The sequence below is a fragment of the Sulfitobacter sp. HGT1 genome, from assembly GCF_013282155.1.
Taxonomy (GTDB): domain Bacteria; phylum Pseudomonadota; class Alphaproteobacteria; order Rhodobacterales; family Rhodobacteraceae; genus Sulfitobacter.
In genome coordinates, this window is the sequence record NZ_BLWI01000008.1 from 684,937 (window position 1) to 703,181 (window position 18,245).

The following is an 18,245-nucleotide window of genomic DNA, read 5'->3' on the forward strand; positions in this document are numbered from 1 at the left end:
CGGTCCGTTTTCTTTGAAAGAAAACGGCGACGCCGGATTAGTGGCCGCCCAGGATACCTGTGCGCACCTGATAGTTGGCGGCGACTTCGTATTCGGGATCGTCGTCGCTGTCGATCATCAGGTGGCCGGCCTTTTGCAGCAGGCGGTGACAATCGCGGCTCAGGTGGCGCAGTTGAACGCGTTTTCCGGCCTCCTCGTATTTTGCGGCAATCGTTTCAATCGCCTGTAGGGCGGATTGGTCCGCCACGCGGCTGTCGGCAAAATCCACGATCACTTCGGACGGGTCCTGCTGGACGTCGAACAATTCGGCGAAGCCTTCGGATGAACCAAAGAACAGCGGGCCTTGCACCTGATAGACCTTGGCCCCTTCGGGCGTCAGATAGGTTTTTGCATGAATGCGCCGCGCGTTGGTCCAGGCATAGGCCAGTGCCGATACGATCACCCCGACCACAACCGCCACCGCAAGGTCTTTGTACACGGTCACAACTGTCACCAGCAGAATGACAAACGCATCCATCAGCGGCACCTTGCGCAGGATGGTCAGCGAGTTCCACGCGAAGGTCCCGATCACGACCATGAACATCACGCCCACCAATGCGGCCAGCGGGATCAGTTCGATCACAGACGATCCGACCAGAATGAACAGCAACAGGAAGATCGCGGCAGCGATCCCCGCCACCCGCGTCCGGCCCCCGGATTTCACGTTGATCATCGACTGACCGATCATCGCACACCCGCCCATACCGCCGAAAAAGCCGGTCACGGTGTTTGCCACACCTTGGGCAATACATTCCTGGCTGGCACCGCCACGGGTGTTGGTCATGTCGCTGACCAGGTTCAGGGTCAGCAGCGATTCAATCAGGCCGATGGCCGCCAGAATAACGGCATAGGGCAGGATGATGTAAAACGTCTCAAGGGTGAAGGGGGCCAATGCGGTGCCATACAGCCCGATGCCTTCGCCAAAGGGCATGTGGAACATTGGAAATCCACCCTCGATCGAGGCCAGATCACCGACGCGCGGCACGTCCATGCCAAAGGCAATCACCACGGCCGCGACGATGCCAATGCCTGCAAGCGGTGCAGGAACCAGTTTGGTAATGCGCGGCATGACCCAGATGATCGCCATGGTCGCCGCCACCAGCGCCAGCATCAGCATCAAGGGCTGGCCGGACAGCCATTCGCCGCCCCCCATGCCGTGGCCTGTATCCACCATGGTGCCGGGCACCTTGAACTGGCTAAGCTGGGCAAGAAAGATGACGATCGCAAGCCCGTTCACAAAGCCCAGCATAACCGGATGCGGCACCAGCCGGATGAATTTGCCCCATCGCATCACACCAGCAAAAATCTGGATCAGGCCCATCAACACCACCGTGGCAAACAGATATTCAACCCCGTGCTGCGACACCAAGGCCACCATCACAACCGCCAAAGCCCCTGTCGCCCCAGAGATCATGCCGGGGCGGCCACCGATCAACGCAGTAATCAACCCCACCAGAAACGCCGCATAAAGCCCGACCAGCGGATGCACCCCGGCCACAAAGGCAAAAGCCACCGCTTCGGGCACCAACGCCAGCGCGACAGTCAGCCCGGACAGCAATTCAATGCGCAAACGCGAGACCGAGAGACCTTCGCCCGGCATCCAGCGCAGATCGGTCACATCAAGGTTCTTGGTGAAGCTGCGGAAAGTGGTACGCGCCATTGGGGCATCCTTCGTATTAATCGGTCTTGGAGAAGTTTTCCGCTCATTAGACCAAAGCGGCATAGATGGAAAGGCAAGCCCCGCCCAAGCGTCGGGTTTCGGGGTTTCCATCACTGCGAAGCTTGATACTCTGCCTGAAAATCAGTCCAAAGGCTTTCCCATGACCAAAACAAAAATCGCCGTGATTGGCGGATCGGGCATCTATGACATCGACGGGCTGCAAGGGGCCGAATGGCTGACCGTGCAAACCCCTTGGGGGCCCACATCGGACGCGATCCTGACCGGCACGCTCGATGGGGTCGAGATGGCGTTTCTGCCGCGTCACGGGCGCGGGCATGTGCATTCGCCCAGCACCGTCCCCTACCGCGCCAATATCGATGCGTTGAAACGGCTGGGCTGCACGGATGTGATCAGTGTTTCGGCCTGCGGGTCGTTCCGCGAGGCCATGGCACCGGGTGATTTCGTGATCGTGGACCAGTTCATTGACCGGACCTTTGCGCGGGAAAAATCGTTCTTCGGGACCGGCTGCGTCGCCCATGTCAGCGTGGCCCACCCGACCTGTCCGCGCCTTGGCGATGCCTGCGAGACCGCCGCGAGGGACGCCGGCATCAACGTGCACCGCGGCGGCACCTATCTGGCGATGGAAGGCCCGCAGTTTTCAACGCTGGCCGAATCCAACATGTACCGCAACAGCTGGGGTGCCGATGTGATCGGGATGACCAACATGCCCGAAGCCAAGCTCGCCCGCGAGGCGGAGCTTTGTTACGCATCCGTTGCGATGATCACCGATTATGACAGCTGGCACCCTGAGCACGGCGAGGTCGATGTCACCAAGATCATCGAGACCCTGATGGGCAATGCCGACAAGGGCCGCCAGATGGTCGCGCGTTTGCCAGCATTGCTGGGGGCCGCGCGCGCGCCCTGCCCGCAAGGCTGCGACCGCGCGCTGGAATACGCGATATTGACCCAGCCCGAAATGCGTGACCCCACGTTGATGGCGAAACTGGATGCGGTTGCAGGTCGGGTGATTTAAGCAGTAAACGGGCCGAGCCCGGCGGGCCGGGTCATGAGTATTTGTAAAAGGGTGAAGATGAGGGGGCTGTCCTTTGTCTGCGCCTGGTTTTTGGGAGAACCAGATGAAACAGGTTCAGGATTATATCCGCACCATCGAAAACTTTCCCCATGAGGGGATCATGTTTCGCGATGTGACAACGCTTTTTGCCGACCCGCGCGGGTTCCGGATGGCGATTGACCAGATGTTGCACCCCTATGCGGGCGTTGCGATTGACAAGGTTGTGGGCCTTGAGGCGCGCGGCTTTATCCTTGGCGGGGCGATTGCGCATCAATTGTCGGTCGGGTTTGTGCCTATCCGCAAGGCGGGCAAATTGCCCGGCAAGACCATCTCGCAGGATTATGTTCTGGAATACGGGCAAGCCACGGTCGAGATCCATGATGATGCAATCCAGCCCGGAGAGCGGATTTTGGTGGTGGATGATCTGCTGGCCACAGGCGGCACCGCCGAGGCCGGGATCAAGCTGATCGAACAACTGGGCGGCGAGGTCGTGTCTTGTGCGTTTATCATTGACCTGCCCGAGCTTGGCGGGCGCAAGCGGTTGGAAGCGATGGGCATGGATGTTCATGTGCTTTGTGCTTTTGAGGGGATGTAGCGGATTGGGGGGCGCTGCCCCCCGTCCCTGCGGGCCGTCCCCCCGGGATATTTCAGAGCCAGAGAATACGGGTTAGTTTGGTGCGGGGACAATCACACCGGGGTTCATGATACCGTTGGGATCAAGTGCGGACTTGATCGCGTGGATGGCCGAGAGTTTGGCCGGATCGCTGTAGCGTTCGAGGTCCTTGACCTTGAGACGGCCAATGCCGTGTTCAGCGCTGACAGACCCGCCCAATTCATGGGTCAGATCGTGAATCGCCGTTTTGATCAGGTCACGTTCGTTCAGATGATCCTGTCGGGATTTGCCGATCACGGGGAAGATATTGAAGTGCAGGTTGCCATCACCGACATGGCCGAAGCAATTGATGCGGAAATCACCCAAGGCTGCGATTTTTTCACCGGCTTTTGTGATGAACTCGGGGATGGCCCCCAGCGGCACCGAGATGTCGTGGCTTGAGATCGCGCCCACCTTGCGGTTGGCGTGGGGGATCATTTCACGGATCGCCCAGAAATCATCCGACTGTTGCTGGCTTTGTGCGATAAGCCCGTCTGTGACCAGATCTGCCTCTAGCGCGCGTTCAAACAGGGTTTCAAGCGAGGTGGCCGGGTCAAGATCACCGCTGAGGCCCAGTTCGATCAACACGCACCATTCGGGTGGCGTATCGAACGGCTGGCGCAGGTCGGGCATGGTATGGGCAAGGAAATCAAAGCCCATCTTGTTCATGATCTCAAAGGCGCTGATCATTTCGCCCAGCTGATCGCGGGCCAGCGACAGCAGTTTCAGGGCCGCAGCGGGCGAATGCACCACCAGCAGCGCCGTGCCTGATCTGGCCGGACGCGCAAACAGCTTGAGCGCGGCAGCCGTGATCACGCCCAGCGTGCCTTCGGCACCGATCAGCAGATGGCGCAGGTCATAGCCGGTGTTGTTTTTGCGCAGCCGGGTCAGGCCGTTCCAGATTTGACCGTCCGGCAAGACGGCCTCGAGGCCCAGACACAGATCGCGGGCATTGCCATAGCGCAAGACCCCTGTGCCGCCTGCATTCGTGGCAAGGTTGCCGCCAATGCGCGCCGATCCTTGGGCCGCCAGTGACAGCGGGAACAGACGGTTCACCTTTTCCGCTGCATCCTGAACATCAGACAGGATCACCCCCGCCTCGGCCACCAGCACGTTTTCATCCGGATAGACCGCGCGCAGCTTGTTCATCCGCTCCAGCGACAGGATCAGCGGGGTCGGGCCGTTTTCGGCGATTTGACCGCCCACCAGCCCGGTGCCGCCGCCATAAGGGATCACACCGACCCGCGCCGCATTGGCATGGCGGATCAGCGTCGAGACCTCTTGCACCGTGCGCGGCAGCGCGAGGATCGCAGATGTTCCGGCATAAAGCCCGCGCGGTTCTTCCAGATAGCGCGGTTCGACAGGGCGAAACACATCGGAAGGAAGATCGGCACGCAATGCGGCCTCGAAGGCGGGATCGGCGGGGTTCAATTTCATGGTGCATTGATCGCGCCGCTGCGGAAAACTTGCAAGCCGCTTAATCGTCGCTGCGCAGATATTGCGGGCGCAGCACCATGATCGTGGGGCGTGACGGCAGCCGGTCGCGCGACAATTGCAATGACGGCCCTTCGACATGGATCACGGTGAAGTCATCCGACATGGCGGTCAGGAAATCGCCCAACCCGAAATCGGAGAACCAGTGCATGGGGATCACAATCGACGATTTGAGCCGTTTGAGGATGCGGATCATGGTCGGCAGATCAAGGGTATAGCCGCCATCGACCGGGGCCATCACAACATCCAGCCGCCCGATGGCTGCATATTGTGCGGCGTCGGGTTCGTGGTGCAGATGCCCCAGATGGCCAATGCACAGGCCTGCCATCTCGAAGATGAAAATCGAATTGCCCTTTTCCTCGACCCCTGCGAATTGCGACCGGATGTCGGTGGACACATTGCGCACCAGCACCTCGCCCAGATCAAGGGAATGGTCGATCCCCTGCCCGAATTCACCCCATCCGGGCAGGATATGCGTGATTGCTGGGTCGGGGAATTGGGTGAAATGGCTTTCATGGGCGCGGTTCATGGTGACCAGATCGGGGATCATCGGCAGCGTGCCGGTGAAGCCGGTAAAATCCGTGACCATGTTCAGCCCGCCGTGGCTGCGGAGCAGAAAACTGGCGTGGGCGATGTAATGCAGGTGCACGGTTTCCGGCGCGACATCAGGCAGGCGGACAAGGGTCAGATATTCCAACCCCGGGGTCGCATCCGCCAGGGCGATGCAATGGCTTGGGGTGCGCGTTGGCGTTTGCGCATGGGCCATCGGGGCCAGCAAAGACAGGGCAAATATCAAACGAAACAACATCGGCAAACCTCCTTTGATCGCAAAAGGATACCGCAAAATCGCTGTCTGTCGTTAGAATTTATGCCGCAGGGCGACGGGTGTCACCGCAAGATCGGCGGCTTGCTGGGGTCCGATCCCGGTGCCTCCATCCGGGGTGTGTTTTGCAACGGCTCCATCTGGGGCAGATCAAACCGCAGCCCGACCTTTGACAGTTTCTCGACCGTTGGGTCAGAGGGCGCAAAGAAGCCGACATCCATTGCACCCGCTTCGATTCCCGAAAACGTCAACGCCTCGGATGCGGCGCGCACCAGCGCGTCTTGGGCACGCGGGATTGCGCCGACAAAGCCCAGCAAGTGCCCGCGCCCGCCGCCCTGATATTCAACGCCGACCAGCCAGGCCCCCGCCGCCATGCCGGTTGCGGTGGCCAGCTTGGCATCAATCGCCGCGATCAGGGTTTCGGGCAGACCTTTGGGCGGGAGAACACGGTCGATCCGCGCTTCGACCTGACCGGGGGCGTGGGCCAGCGTGTCGCGCAGCCACGCCACGGCACTGTCCGGCAGCAAAATCGCCGAGGCCGCGACATTCATGTTCACCGCCATGCCAAGGGGTTGACCTTCAAGCATGCCCGCAATCGCGCGGCCCGACAGCGCCACATAGGGGGCAGCGCGGCCCACATAGGCGGCCAGACGTTCGATACGGTCGAACACCAAGACATAGCCCTCGTCCAGCAAAACCGGGCTGACCTGATCGGCGTCGGGCTCATCCTCGAGCAGCAGGAACAGTTCCACATCGGCCATGCGTTCATAGAACCGCAACCGCGCCGTGTCGTTGGTTTCGTCGGCCATCATCGCGGCGTGGGCCACATCAAGGGGCGTCTGGTCAGTCATGCATCACATCCTTTACGGCGGCGCGCAGCCGGGGAAGCACGTCTTCCTCGAACCACGGATTTTTCCTGAGCCAAGCGGTATTGCGCCACGACGGATGTGGCAAGGCAAAGACGCCCGGCGGATGGTCGCGCCAATCGGCAACGGCGCGGGTCACGGTGGTGAAATCCGGCAAGTGATAGCGCATCGCATGGCCGCCGATCAACACGGTCAGACGAATATCGGGCACGGCTGCCAAGGCCCCTGCCCGCCATGTCTTGGCGCAAACCGGCGGGGGCGGCAGATCGCTGCCCTTGGCGTCATAGCCCGGAAAGCAGAACGCCATCGGCACAATCGCAACGCGGGTGCGGTCATAAAACGCGTCTTCGTCCAGACCCAGCCAGGCGCGCAGACGTTTGCCCGACGCATCCCAGAACGGCGTATTTGCCTCGTGCACCCGCAACCCCGGTGCCTGTGACGCGATCAACAGGCGGGCACCGGGCTGGAACCAGACCACCGGATTGGGGCGATGGGCCGTTGCCGTTCGGGCAAAGCGGTCGGCGCAAAGCGTGCAGGCGCGCAAATCTGGTCGGATGTCTGTCATGATCCCGAGATAGCAGCGCAGGCACAGGTTTCAATCAGGCCGGGGCGCAATCATTTCGAAACTTATCGAAATGAAACTTGACGCTGCCATTCGTTTCGATATTTCTAGAAACATGGAAATGATTTCACCACTGCCCGCAGACCTGCCCCTTGCTGCCGCGCGCTTTGCTGCGTTGGGGTCCGAACAACGTCTGCACGTTCTGCGCATCCTTGTGCGTGCAGGGCCACAGGGTCTGACGATCGGCAGCTTGGGCGAAAGATCGGCCATCACCGGATCGACCCTGACCCACCATGTGAAACTATTGGTCGCCGCCGATTTGGTGCAGCAGCAAAAACAAGGGCGCAACATCATCTGTGCCGCCGTTGCACACCAAGCTGTCCATGACATGTCGCAGTTTTTGTTGACCGAATGCTGCGCCGACGCGGATGCCCCCTGCCCTGACCATCCCCACCCATAGAAAGCACCGCATGCCCCACGCGCATCATCATCATCATCATCACGTTGACCCTGCCGCAGGCGATGGCAAGATCGCAGCGGCTGTTGCGATCAACCTTGGCCTGACCGTGGCGCAAATTATCGGCGGCGTGATCTCGGGCAGCCTGTCCCTGATTGCGGATGCGTTGCATAACTTCAGCGATGCCATCGCGTTGATCATTGCCTTTGGGGCCCGCAAAATCGCCCGCCTTCCGGCCAATGCCGACATGACCTTTGGCTATGGCCGGATCGAGCCCGTGGCCGCCCTGATCAACTATACCACCTTGATCGTGATCGGGCTGTATCTGGTCTATGAGGCCGTGATGCGCTTTGCCACGCCTGAACCGGTTGCGGGCTGGATCATTGTTGCGGTGGCCGGATTTGCCCTGCTGGTTGATCTGGGGACTGCCGCACTGACCTATCGGGCGTCAAAAACCAGCATCAACATCCGCGCCGCGTTCTTGCACAATGTGGCCGATGCCCTTGGGTCTGTCGCCGTGATCATCGCGGGCACGCTGGTCTTGCTGTTCGGCTGGACATGGGTCGACCCGTTGGTGACGCTGATGATCGCGGGCTATATTCTGTGGCAATCGGCAACCGAGCTGCCTCATGTGGCGCGCATTTTGATGTTGGGCCGCCCCTTGGGGATCAAAACCGAGGATGTAATTGCGGCGATGCGGTCAATTCCCGGCGTCGCGGATGTGCATCACGTTCACCTCTGGATGCTGCAAGAACATGGCAACGCGCTGGATGCACATGTGGTTGCAACCGCTGACACCGATGCCAGCGCCCTGCGAAGCGCCCTTAAATCACAGCTGAAAGAGGCCTTTGATCTGCATCACATCACCCTCGAGCTTGAGACAAAGGCCAATCAATGCATACAACCCGTGGTTATTGGGCACTGATTGGAAACAATCATTTCGACGCAAAATACCCCCCCGCCCTTGCCATAGCGGCCAAGACAGACGCAATTCTGTTGGGCGGCACCCCTAGTCGGTGTTGTACTTCTGTTTCAGGATCGGACATAATATGGTCTAATTCGCCAGATAGTTGGTAGCTATACCTCCAATAAAAAAGGAGGAACCGACATAGAACAGCGCAACCGGAGCAGTCATGCTGGAATTCGACAATGTATCCAAGTCCTTTTGGACGGGCACGCAACACAAGGTCATTCTTGACCATGTGTCCTTTCGTGTGGAGCTGGGGAATTCATTGGGCATCATGGCACCAAACGGCACCGGCAAATCGACGCTGATCAATATGATGGCCGGGCTGGAACTGCCCGACGAAGGCGAGATCCGGCGCAACTGCAACATCAGCTTTCCGCTGGGGTTCATGGGCGGCGTGGTCAGCAAGGTCTCGGCGATGGAAAACGCGCGCTATATTGCGCGGCTCTATGGGCTGGACCCCGACTATGTCGAAAGCTTTTGCCGCTGGCTGTGCGGGTTGGGCGAATATTTCGATCAACCCCTGGGCACATATTCAGCCGGTATGCGCGGGCGTTTTTCATTTGCGCTGTTGCTGGCACTGGATTTCGACATCTATCTGATCGACGAAGGCATGCCGACCACAACGGATGTTGAATTCAACCGCAAAGCAGGCGAAATCCTGAAAGAACGGTTGCGCACCACCACGATCATTATCGTATCGCACCAAGCCGAGACGCTTGAGCAATATGCCCGTTCCGCAGGTGTCTTGCTGGGCGGGAAGCTGCATTTATTCGACACGCTGGAAGAGGCTAAGCAGGTTTATGACTACGAAACCAAAAGCTAGAAAATTTCGCATCAAGCGTAATACGCCAGTTGCAGCGCCCGTAGAAGCAAAGCAGCCGGTGACAGCCGAGGCACCTGTCGAACCGCGCAGGCCTTCGGGGCCTGAGCCTGTGCACCCCCCTGCCCGCCCGCAAGCGGTAAGAACGCAAGAAACACCCCCACCAGCCGCGGCACCGGCACGCCCGGTTGCACCCACAGCACCATCACGCGCCCCCGCAGCACCATCACGCGCACCCGCAGCCGGTCCGGCACCGGCACCCCCGCCGCGGGACGGCGAGGTTGCATCCGCGAGCGAAGTCAGCGGTGAACAGGATATGGATGCGATCCGCCGCGAAGGTCTGACGGGTCGCCAATTGCGCATGGCCCGCCGTGTGGCCCAGAAACACGGGCTTGCCCCGACATCCGACTTTGATGCCGTGCGCCTGTTGCGCGCCGAAGGGATCGACCCGTTTCAACGCTCCAACATGCTTGAACTGGTGGTTCCCCAGGGCGGCAGTGGCGCAGCCCCCAATGATGCCCCGCAAGGCCGCGTACAATTGCCGCAAACCGTGCCCGCAGGCGGCAGGAACATGCCCTCGACCGACATTAATCCGATGGAACGCCGGATGCGCGAAATCTCGGTTATTCAGGCCGACATCACCCGCCGCCGCCGCCGCAAGATGGCGCTGCTTATGGTGCGTCTGTTGTTTTTTGTCGGCTTGCCCACCATCATGGGGGGCTATTATTTCTACAACATCGCAACGCCGATGTATGCCACCGACAGCCAGTTTCTGATCATCCAGAACGAAGGCAGCGGCGGGCTTGGTCCCTTGGGCGGCTTGCTGCCCACGCAATTTGCAAACTCGGCCGACAGTATCGCCACGCAAAGCTATTTGCAGTCCAAGGATGCGATGCTGCGCCTCGACAAGGATGTCGGGTTTGTGTCGCATTTCTCACAGCCCGGTATTGACCCGATCCAGCGCATGGACCCCGATGCCTCGAACGAAGAGGCGTATAAGTTCTATAAAAAGAACGTCAAAATCGGCTATGATCCGACCGAAGGCATGATCCGTATGGAAGTGATCGCCGCCGACCCCAAAGTCGCCGCTGTATTTTCCGAACATCTGCTGGACTACGCCGAAGAGCGGGTGAACGGTCTGTCCCAGCAAAAACGCGAAGACGGGATGCGCGATGCGCGCACGGCCTATGAGCAAACCGTAAAACAGCGCCGCGACGCCCAAGAGGCGCTGATCAAGCTGCAGGTCGAAAACGGTGTCGACCCCGAAGCCGTGATCGCGTCGATCCGTGCCCAGATCAGCAATTACGAAACCCTGCTGCTGGAAAAAGAGCTCGAGCTGGCGGCGCTTTTGGACAACCCGCGCCCGAACCGTGCCAAGGTGGACGGTGTTCAGGGCGACGTGCGCCGGATCGGCGTGCAGCTTGATCGCCTGAACGAACGCATGAACAGCGCCACCGAAGGCACCAATTCACTGGCGCAACAAGCGGTCAGCCTGCAACTGGCACAGGCCGACCTTGCGGCGGCTGACATGGCGCTGCAATCGTCACAGACCCAGATGGAACAGGCCCGCACCGAAGCACAACGGCAGGTCCGGTACCTGACCATCGCCGTGCAGCCCGTTGCCTCGCAATCCGCCTCCTATCCGCGCAAGTTCGAGAACACGATTTTGACATTCCTGATCTTTGCGGGCATCTACCTGATGCTGTCGCTGACCGCGTCGATCCTTAAGGAACAGGTAACAAAATGATCCAAGTCACTGTGGGCAATGTCGTCATCGGGAATGATCGCCCGTTGACCGTAATCGCCGGCCCCTGCCAGCTGGAAAGCGAAACCCATGCGCAGATGATCGCAGGCCAGATGAAAGAAGCCTGTGATGCCGTGGGGGCGCAGTTTGTATTCAAGGCAAGCTATGACAAGGCCAACCGCACCTCGCTAGGCGGCAAACGTGGTTTGGGCATCGACGAAGGTTTGCGCGTGCTGCAATCGGTGGGCAAGGCCATTGGCGTGCCGGTTCTGACCGATGTCCACACCGAAGCCCAATGTGCCGTCGCAGCCGAAGCCGTCGATATCCTGCAAATCCCGGCTTTCCTGTGCCGCCAGACCGATATGCTGCTGGCCGCTGGCAACACCGGCAAAGTGGTGAACGTCAAGAAAGGCCAGTTTCTGGCCCCGTGGGACATGCCCAATGTGGTGTCCAAGATCGAATCCACCGGCAACAAACGCATCCTGCTGACCGAACGCGGTACGTCCTTTGGCTATAACACTTTGGTGGCCGACATGCGCAGCCTGCCACAGATGGCAGCGACAGGATACCCTGTGGTGATGGACGCGACCCATTCGGTGCAACAGCCCGGCGGCATGGGCGGTTCCAGCGGCGGGCAACGTCAATTCGCCCCCGTTATGGCCCGCGCAGCGGTTGCGATTGGTGTGGGTGCGGTGTTTATTGAAACCCACGAAGACCCCGACAACGCACCGTCAGATGGTCCCAACATGATCTATCTGGATAAAATGCCGGCGCTCATTGCATCGCTGATGCGGTTTGACGCCTTGGCCAAATCAGACCCTATCGAAATCTAGGTTTTCGCGGGCTTTTGTGCCGCCTGGCCAAAGCCCGCGATCAACTCTGCGTCCTTGATGCCCGGCGCTGATTCCACCCCCGATGACACATCAACCTGACGCGCGCCGGTCATGCGCACCGCCTCGGCCACGTTTGCGGGGGTCAGCCCACCGGCCAGCATCCACGGTTTGGACCAGCTGCGCCCGGCAATCAGACGCCAGTCAAAGGCCAGCCCGTTGCCACCGGGCAGATCGGCCCCTTTGGGGGGCTTTGCATCAACCAAGATCTGGTCCGCCACCTGCATATAGGCGTCAAGCTGCGCCAGATCATCCGCATCTGCAACGCCCACGGCCTTCATCACCGGCAGCCCATAGCGCGCCTTGACCTCGCGCACCCGCTCGGGGGTTTCATGGCCATGCAGTTGCAACATGTCGATCGGCACAGCGGCCAGCAGCGCATCCAGAAACGCATCATCCGCATCCACCGTCAGGGCGACCTTGCAAATGCCGCCCGGCACCTCAAGCGCCAGCGCTGCGGCTTCGTCAAAGCTGACGTTGCGGGGGGATTTTTTGAAAAAGACGAACCCGACATAGCGGGCATTCGCAGCCACTGCCGCTGCAATATCAGCGGCGCTGCGCAAACCGCAGACCTTTACATGTACATTCATCGACATGGGTTTCCCTCGGGTCGCAGCGACCGTCAGATCAGCCTGCTTGGTCCAGCAAGGCCAGAACTTCGTCCTGCCCTTCGTATTTTTCGCCCTTGAGGCGCGCGATTTCACGCTGAAGGCGACGCATTTCACGGGCCTGACGCGCGGCTTCGGCACGTTGATTGAATTCGCGAATCCATTCCCAGACGAAACCAACCAAAAGGCCTGCGATGATGCTGCCCAGAATGACGATGAACAACGGCACCTGCATTTCAGGGTTCACAGCGAAAAAGCCCGACACCTCAGTTGGCAGCAGCTTGAGCGACACCATAGACCGGTTGGCCAAAGCGACGGCGATCAATGCCACTGCAAAAATAGCGATACAAAGGTAGCGGACATAGCGCATCAGGAATTCCCGTTCAGACGATCACGAAGCAATTTGCCGGTCTTGAAGAACGGCACGTGTTTGTCTTCTACATGAACAGTTTCCCCTGTGCGAGGGTTTCGACCCACGCGGGCATCACGTTTTTTCACGGAAAACGCGCCAAATCCGCGCAGTTCAACACGATCACCCTGCGCCATGGCACCTGTGATTTCTTCAAAGATGGTATTCACGATTCTTTCGACATCACGCTGGTAAAGATGTGGATTGTCGTCTGCGATCTTTTGAATCAATTCCGACCGGATCATCTGAAAGTCTCCCCCGAGATTTATTTTATTATGTCCCCGACTATAACAACTCCCACGCGTTCGTGAAGACATCCATATCGCCCATTGAGACATTTCGCGGCGCGAACCTGCTGATTTAAGGTCGTTTTTTGGCCGAAATGCTTAACAGCACGCGCCCGTCTTGCGGGCGGACGCTGTACCGCCCCCCGCAGCCTGCCCCGATTCGCATAAAAAAAGGGCCCCGCAATCTGCATTGCGAGGCCCGTTATCTAACTTGCTAAACGCCTAAGGTTCAGTCGTCGCCCTTCAGAGCGGCCCCAAGGATATCACCCAAGGATGCGCCGGAGTCAGAGGAGCCATACTGCTCGACTGCTTCTTTCTCTTCTGCGATTTCACGTGCCTTGATCGAAACGCCCAAACGGTGCGCTTTGGCATCGACGTTGGTGATGCGAACATCAACCTTGTCACCAACCGAGAAACGCTCTGGGCGCTGTTCGGCACGGTCACGCGACAGATCGGAGCGACGGATGAAGGCTTTCATGCCTTCATATTCGACTTCGATGCCACCGTCTTCGATGGAGGTCACAGTCACAGTCACAACGGAACCGCGCTTAACGCCGCCCACTGCTTCTGCGAACTTGTCGCCGCCAACACCTTTGATCGAGAGGCTGATGCGCTCTTTCTCAACGTCGACTTCGGAGACAACGGCCTGAACCATATCGCCCTTGCGGTAGTTCTGGATGGCGTCTTCGCCACGTTCGTCCCAGGACAGGTCGGACAGGTGAACCATGCCGTCGATGTCGCCTGGCAGGCCAACAAACAGACCGAATTCGGTGATGTTTTTGACTTCGCCTTCGACTTCGGTGCCTTCAGGGTGTGTTTCTGCAAACACTTCCCATGGGTTGCGCATGGTCTGCTTGAGACCAAGGGAAACGCGGCGCTTGGCACCATCGATTTCCAGAACCATGACTTCGACTTCTTGGCTGGTGGACACGATCTTGCCGGGGTGTACGTTTTTCTTTGTCCACGACATCTCGGACACGTGTACCAGACCTTCAACGCCAGGCTCGAGCTCAACAAATGCACCGTAATCGGTGATGTTGGTCACGCGACCTGTATGCGTGGATTCCAGTGGGTACTTGGCTTGCACCAGATCCCATGGATCTTCTTGCAATTGCTTCATGCCCAAGGAGATGCGGTGCGTCTCTTTGTTGATCTTGATGACTTGAACCTTGATGGTCTCGCCAATTGTCAGGATCTCGGATGGGTGGTTTACACGGCGCCATGCCATGTCTGTGACGTGCAGCAAGCCGTCAACGCCGCCCAGATCAACGAACGCACCGTATTCGGTGATGTTCTTGACCACACCGTCAACTTCCTGACCTTCGGTCAGGTTGCCGATAACTTCGGCACGCTGTTCGGCACGGGATTCTTCAAGGATCGCACGACGCGAAACAACGATGTTGCCACGACGACGGTCCATCTTCAGAACCTGGAACGGCTGCTTCAGACCCATCAACGGGCCGGCATCGCGCACGGGGCGCACGTCAACTTGCGAACCGGGAAGGAACGCAACCGCGCCGCCCAGATCAACTGTAAAGCCACCTTTAACGCGGCCAAAGATTGCGCCATCAACGCGCTCTTCTGCGGCATAGGCTTTTTCCAGACGGTCCCAGGCTTCCTCACGGCGCGCCATCTCGCGAGAGATAACAGCTTCGCCACGGGAGTTTTCGACCTGACGAAGGAAAACTTCGACTTCGTCGCCGACTGCAACGTTGGGAGCTTCGCCTGGCTCGGCGAATTCTTTAAGATCGACGCGACCTTCCATCTTGTAGCCTACGTCGATGATGGCTTGGCCCGCTTCGATCGCGATGACCTTACCTTTGACAACTGAGCCCTCTTCGGGCGTGTCCATTTCAAAGCTTTCTTCCAAAAGTGCTTCGAAGTCTTCCATTGAGTTCATAGCCATGTAGCTTGAGTATCCTTTAGCATTTGGTTTCTGGCCGCGCGGTTGTCTCCGCCGGTCTGTGATTAAAAATGTCTTTCGTGGCCGGGTCCGTTTGCAAAACAAAGAGGGCCGGATGAATCCGACCCTGCCTGATATATCGCGCCCGAAACGTGTATCCGCCCCTTAGACAGTCGCGCGTATAGGCCTGTTTCATGGAAATGGCAAGGGCGGTCAGGCGGCTTCTGGCTGCCTGATCCACCGCTCGCGAAAGATCGCCTGCTGTGCCGTAATCAGTCTTCCGGTGTTAACAAGAAGGCGGCGGCACGCTTGGCGGATATGAAAAACCCCGCCCCCGGAAAGGGAGCAGGGATTGTCACCTCAAGCCTCGGTTGATTAAGCCTCGGTCGGGCCGCCCGCGTCTTCCCAGCCGGGGAAACCGCCAATGTTGGTCACATTGGTATAGCCCATGTCGTGCAGGGTTTTGCCGGACAACGCAGCCTGGCCGCCTGCCCCACAGATCAAATAGATCTCGGCGTCTTTTTGAAAGATCGGGTTATATAGTGCCTCGACCTTTGGGTCGGCGCGAAATTCGATCATGCCGCGCGGTACACGGTGCGCGCCCTTGATCGTGCCGCTGCTGGCAATATCGGATGAATCGCGCACATCGATAAACAGGCCTTGGCCCTGCGCGTGCTTGGCGATCGCGTCTTTGGCGTCCATTGTCGGAACGACGGTATTGGCGGCTTCCAGATAGTCTTGTGCGGTTTTCATAATGGGTATCCTTGTGATCATTGCGCCAGACCGCGCGCTGTCATCGCGCAGCATTCGACACATCAACGCACCGGATCAAAGGACAGTTCCATGGTGGCGAAATATCTTGCAGCCCCGCAACAGGACGGCAAAAGGCCCTAGCGCGCCAAACGCAGGCTGATCAGCTCAATCGCGCGGGCCACCGCCGTGGCGATATCCATGGTCGAGGTGTCCATCTCGACAGCATCTGCGGCGGGCTTCAGCGGGGCCTCGGCACGGCTGCTGTCGCGTTCGTCACGCGCCTCCACATCGGCCAACACCTGTTCAAAGGTTCCGTCAAACCCCTTTGCAGCCAGTTCCGCGAACCGGCGCTGCGCACGGACCTCGGGTGTGGCTGTCACGAACAGCTTTACCTGCGCATCGGGGCAAATCACCGTTCCGATATCGCGCCCGTCCAGCACCGCCCCGCCAGCCCGCATGGCGAAACTGCGCTGGAAATCCACCAAAGCGGCCCGCACTTCCGGGATCGCAGCCGCGCGGCTGGCCGCCTCGGCCACCGCATTGGTGCGCAGCTGGTCATTCTCCAGATCGCCCGCAACCAAGGTCAATGCCGCCTCTTCCGGCGACATCCCTTCAAGCACCTTTGCACCAACGGCACGGTACAAAAGCCCCGTATCCAGATGCGCAAAGCCGAAATGCTCTGCCACAGCGCGCGACACCGTGCCCTTGCCCGCAGCGGCTGGCCCGTCAATGGCGACTGTAAAGCCGTCCATCACGCCGTGCCCCGCGTCACCTTGGCACCCAGCTGCGCCATCAGCGGCTCGAATATCGGGAAGGATGTGGTGATCGGCGCACCGTCATCGACGCTGACCGGAGCATTTGCCGCCATGCCCATGATCATAAAGGACATCGCAATGCGGTGGTCCAACTGGCTGGCACAGGTGGCCCCGCCGGGCACATTGCCATGCCCCAACCCGGTGACGGCCCACCAGTCGGGGCCTTCTTCCACCTCGACCCCGTTGGCGCGCAGCCCCTTGGCCATCGCATCAATCCGGTCGCTTTCCTTGACCCGCAACTCCTTGACGCCGCGCATCATGGTCTGGCCTTGCGCAAAAGACGCCACCACAGACAGCACCGGATATTCGTCGATCATCGACGCGGCCCGCGCGGGCGGCACCTCGATCCCCTTCATATCGGGCGAAAATCTGGCACGCAGATCGGCGACAGGCTCGCCCCCCTCGGTGCGCTCGTTCTCATAGGTCAGATCGGCCCCCATCTCGCGCAGCGTGGTAAACAACCCCGCCCGCGTCGGGTTCAAACCGATACCGGGCACCAAGACATCCGACCCGGGCACGATCAACGCTGCACAGACCGGAAACGCCGCCGAAGACGGATCACGCGGCACGTCCACATGCTGGGCCTGCAACTCGGGCTGGCCCGTCAAGGTGATAACGCGGCCCTCATCGGTATCCTCGACCGCAATCTCGGCCCCGAAACCTGCCAGCATACGCTCTGTATGGTCGCGCGTGGCTTCGGCCTCGATCACCACAGTCTTGCCCGGCGCATTCAACCCCGCCAGCAATACTGCCGATTTCACCTGCGCCGACGGCACCGGCACCACATAGCGCACCGGCACAGGTTCTGCCGCACCGACGATGGTCATTGGCAACCGCCCGCCCTTGCGCCCGACAGCCTGCGTGCCAAATAACGCCAACGGGTCCGTTACCCGCGCCATGGGCCGGCCGTTCAGGCTGGCATCACCGGTAAAGGTCGCGGTGATCGGCGATGTCGCCATCGCGCCCATGATCAACCGCACACCGGTGCCGGAGTTGCCGCAATCAATCACGCCGTCAGGTTCGGCAAAACCGCCAACCCCGACCCCGTGCACAGACCAGTTGCCGCCGCCCAAATCCGTGACGTCCGCCCCGAACGCCCGCATCGCGCGGGCCGTGTCCAACACATCATCGCCTTCCAACAGACCACTGATCGTGGTCTCGCCGACACACATCGCGCCCAATATCAAAGACCGGTGCGAGATGGATTTATCCCCCGGCACCTCGGCCACACCGCTCAAGGGTCCGCAAGCAGACGAAGTCATGGGAATAGGCGTGGCGTGACTGGACATGGGACAACCCTCAATCTGAATTCTGACCGCCGTCATAAACCAGCACGCAAGTGCCGTCCATAACCGAGCGCCCTATCTTCTCTGGCTCTTAAATATCCATGGGGGTCCGGGGGCAATCAGCCCCCGTCACAC

At 59.6% G+C, this 18,245-nt stretch carries 19 protein-coding genes; 7 read left to right on the forward strand and 12 right to left on the reverse strand.

Annotation, left to right across the window (positions count from 1 at the left end; genetic code table 11):
* Nucleotides 1-37: 37 nt before the first annotated feature.
* The gene (locus tag HGT1_RS09510) at nt 38-1,699 is read right to left on the reverse strand and encodes a SulP family inorganic anion transporter (RefSeq protein WP_176249667.1); all 1,662 of its coding nucleotides are present in this window, start codon (nt 1,697-1,699) and stop codon (nt 38-40) included.
* Nucleotides 1,700-1,859: 160 nt separating this feature from the next.
* Here HGT1_RS09510 and HGT1_RS09515 point away from each other — a divergent pair, with 160 nt between their 5' ends.
* Together HGT1_RS09515 and HGT1_RS09520 are read left to right on the forward strand one after the other, a co-directional pair.
* On the forward strand, nt 1,860-2,732 hold the full coding sequence (locus tag HGT1_RS09515) for an S-methyl-5'-thioadenosine phosphorylase (protein ID WP_176249668.1): 873 nt from the start codon (nt 1,860-1,862) through the stop codon (nt 2,730-2,732).
* Nucleotides 2,733-2,835: 103 nt separating this feature from the next.
* Complete coding sequence (locus HGT1_RS09520) at nt 2,836-3,366, forward strand: adenine phosphoribosyltransferase (protein WP_176249669.1); 531 nt, start codon at nt 2,836-2,838, stop codon at nt 3,364-3,366.
* 72 nt (nt 3,367-3,438) lie between these two features.
* On the opposite strand, the gene HGT1_RS09525 is transcribed toward HGT1_RS09520, so the two are convergent.
* The 4 genes from HGT1_RS09525 to HGT1_RS09540 form a co-directional block, all read right to left on the reverse strand.
* On the reverse strand, nt 3,439-4,860 hold the full coding sequence (locus HGT1_RS09525) for an FAD-binding oxidoreductase (RefSeq protein WP_176249670.1): 1,422 nt from the start codon (nt 4,858-4,860) through the stop codon (nt 3,439-3,441).
* Between the two features lie 40 nt (nt 4,861-4,900).
* The gene (locus tag HGT1_RS09530; RefSeq protein ID WP_176249671.1) at nt 4,901-5,725 is read right to left on the reverse strand and encodes an MBL fold metallo-hydrolase; all 825 of its coding nucleotides are present in this window, start codon (nt 5,723-5,725) and stop codon (nt 4,901-4,903) included.
* 80 nt (nt 5,726-5,805) lie between these two features.
* Nucleotides 5,806-6,591, reverse strand: a complete 786-nt coding sequence (locus HGT1_RS09535) for an SseB family protein (protein WP_176249672.1) — start codon at nt 6,589-6,591, stop codon at nt 5,806-5,808.
* Nucleotides 6,584-7,171, reverse strand: coding sequence for a uracil-DNA glycosylase family protein (locus HGT1_RS09540; protein WP_176249673.1), 588 nt, complete (start codon nt 7,169-7,171; stop codon nt 6,584-6,586). Before HGT1_RS09540 ends, HGT1_RS09535 begins: the two co-directional genes overlap by 8 nt.
* A gap of 112 nt (nt 7,172-7,283) precedes the next feature.
* Here HGT1_RS09540 and HGT1_RS09545 point away from each other — a divergent pair, with 112 nt between their 5' ends.
* From HGT1_RS09545 to kdsA, 5 genes are all read left to right on the forward strand, one after another.
* Nucleotides 7,284-7,628, forward strand: coding sequence for a helix-turn-helix transcriptional regulator (locus HGT1_RS09545; RefSeq protein WP_176249755.1), 345 nt, complete (start codon nt 7,284-7,286; stop codon nt 7,626-7,628).
* 10 nt (nt 7,629-7,638) lie between these two features.
* The gene (locus HGT1_RS09550) at nt 7,639-8,550 is read left to right on the forward strand and encodes a cation diffusion facilitator family transporter (RefSeq protein ID WP_176249674.1); all 912 of its coding nucleotides are present in this window, start codon (nt 7,639-7,641) and stop codon (nt 8,548-8,550) included.
* 208 nt (nt 8,551-8,758) lie between these two features.
* On the forward strand, nt 8,759-9,418 hold the full coding sequence (locus HGT1_RS09555) for an ABC transporter ATP-binding protein (RefSeq protein ID WP_176249675.1): 660 nt from the start codon (nt 8,759-8,761) through the stop codon (nt 9,416-9,418).
* Complete coding sequence (locus HGT1_RS09560) at nt 9,396-11,162, forward strand: capsule biosynthesis protein (RefSeq protein WP_176249676.1); 1,767 nt, start codon at nt 9,396-9,398, stop codon at nt 11,160-11,162. Before HGT1_RS09555 ends, HGT1_RS09560 begins: the two co-directional genes overlap by 23 nt.
* Complete coding sequence (kdsA, locus tag HGT1_RS09565) at nt 11,159-11,992, forward strand: 3-deoxy-8-phosphooctulonate synthase (protein WP_176249677.1); 834 nt, start codon at nt 11,159-11,161, stop codon at nt 11,990-11,992. Before HGT1_RS09560 ends, kdsA begins: the two co-directional genes overlap by 4 nt.
* On the opposite strand, the gene HGT1_RS09570 is transcribed toward kdsA, so the two are convergent.
* The 7 genes from HGT1_RS09570 to aroA all read right to left on the reverse strand — a co-directional run bounded on the left by HGT1_RS09570 (nt 11,989) and on the right by aroA (nt 18,113).
* Nucleotides 11,989-12,645, reverse strand: coding sequence for a phosphoribosylanthranilate isomerase (locus HGT1_RS09570; protein ID WP_176249678.1), 657 nt, complete (start codon nt 12,643-12,645; stop codon nt 11,989-11,991). The genes kdsA and HGT1_RS09570 overlap by 4 nt on opposite strands.
* 31 nt (nt 12,646-12,676) lie before the next feature.
* Nucleotides 12,677-13,027, reverse strand: a complete 351-nt coding sequence (locus tag HGT1_RS09575) for a LapA family protein (RefSeq protein WP_176249679.1) — start codon at nt 13,025-13,027, stop codon at nt 12,677-12,679.
* Nucleotides 13,027-13,311, reverse strand: coding sequence for an integration host factor subunit beta (gene ihfB, locus HGT1_RS09580; protein WP_176249680.1), 285 nt, complete (start codon nt 13,309-13,311; stop codon nt 13,027-13,029). The genes HGT1_RS09575 and ihfB overlap by 1 nt, the downstream gene beginning before the upstream one ends.
* Nucleotides 13,312-13,582: 271 nt before the next feature.
* A complete protein-coding gene (gene rpsA, locus HGT1_RS09585) occupies nt 13,583-15,244 on the reverse strand; it encodes a 30S ribosomal protein S1 (protein WP_176249756.1) in 1,662 nt (553 codons plus the stop codon).
* 387 nt (nt 15,245-15,631) lie between these two features.
* Nucleotides 15,632-16,009, reverse strand: coding sequence for a rhodanese-like domain-containing protein (locus HGT1_RS09590; RefSeq protein ID WP_176249681.1), 378 nt, complete (start codon nt 16,007-16,009; stop codon nt 15,632-15,634).
* Nucleotides 16,010-16,146: 137 nt separating this feature from the next.
* Nucleotides 16,147-16,761: a (d)CMP kinase gene (gene cmk, locus HGT1_RS09595; protein WP_176249682.1), complete on the reverse strand. Its 615-nt coding sequence runs from the start codon at nt 16,759-16,761 to the stop codon at nt 16,147-16,149.
* Nucleotides 16,761-18,113, reverse strand: a complete 1,353-nt coding sequence (gene aroA, locus HGT1_RS09600; protein WP_176249683.1) for a 3-phosphoshikimate 1-carboxyvinyltransferase — start codon at nt 18,111-18,113, stop codon at nt 16,761-16,763. The genes cmk and aroA overlap by 1 nt, the downstream gene beginning before the upstream one ends.
* Nucleotides 18,114-18,245: the final 132 nt, after the last annotated feature.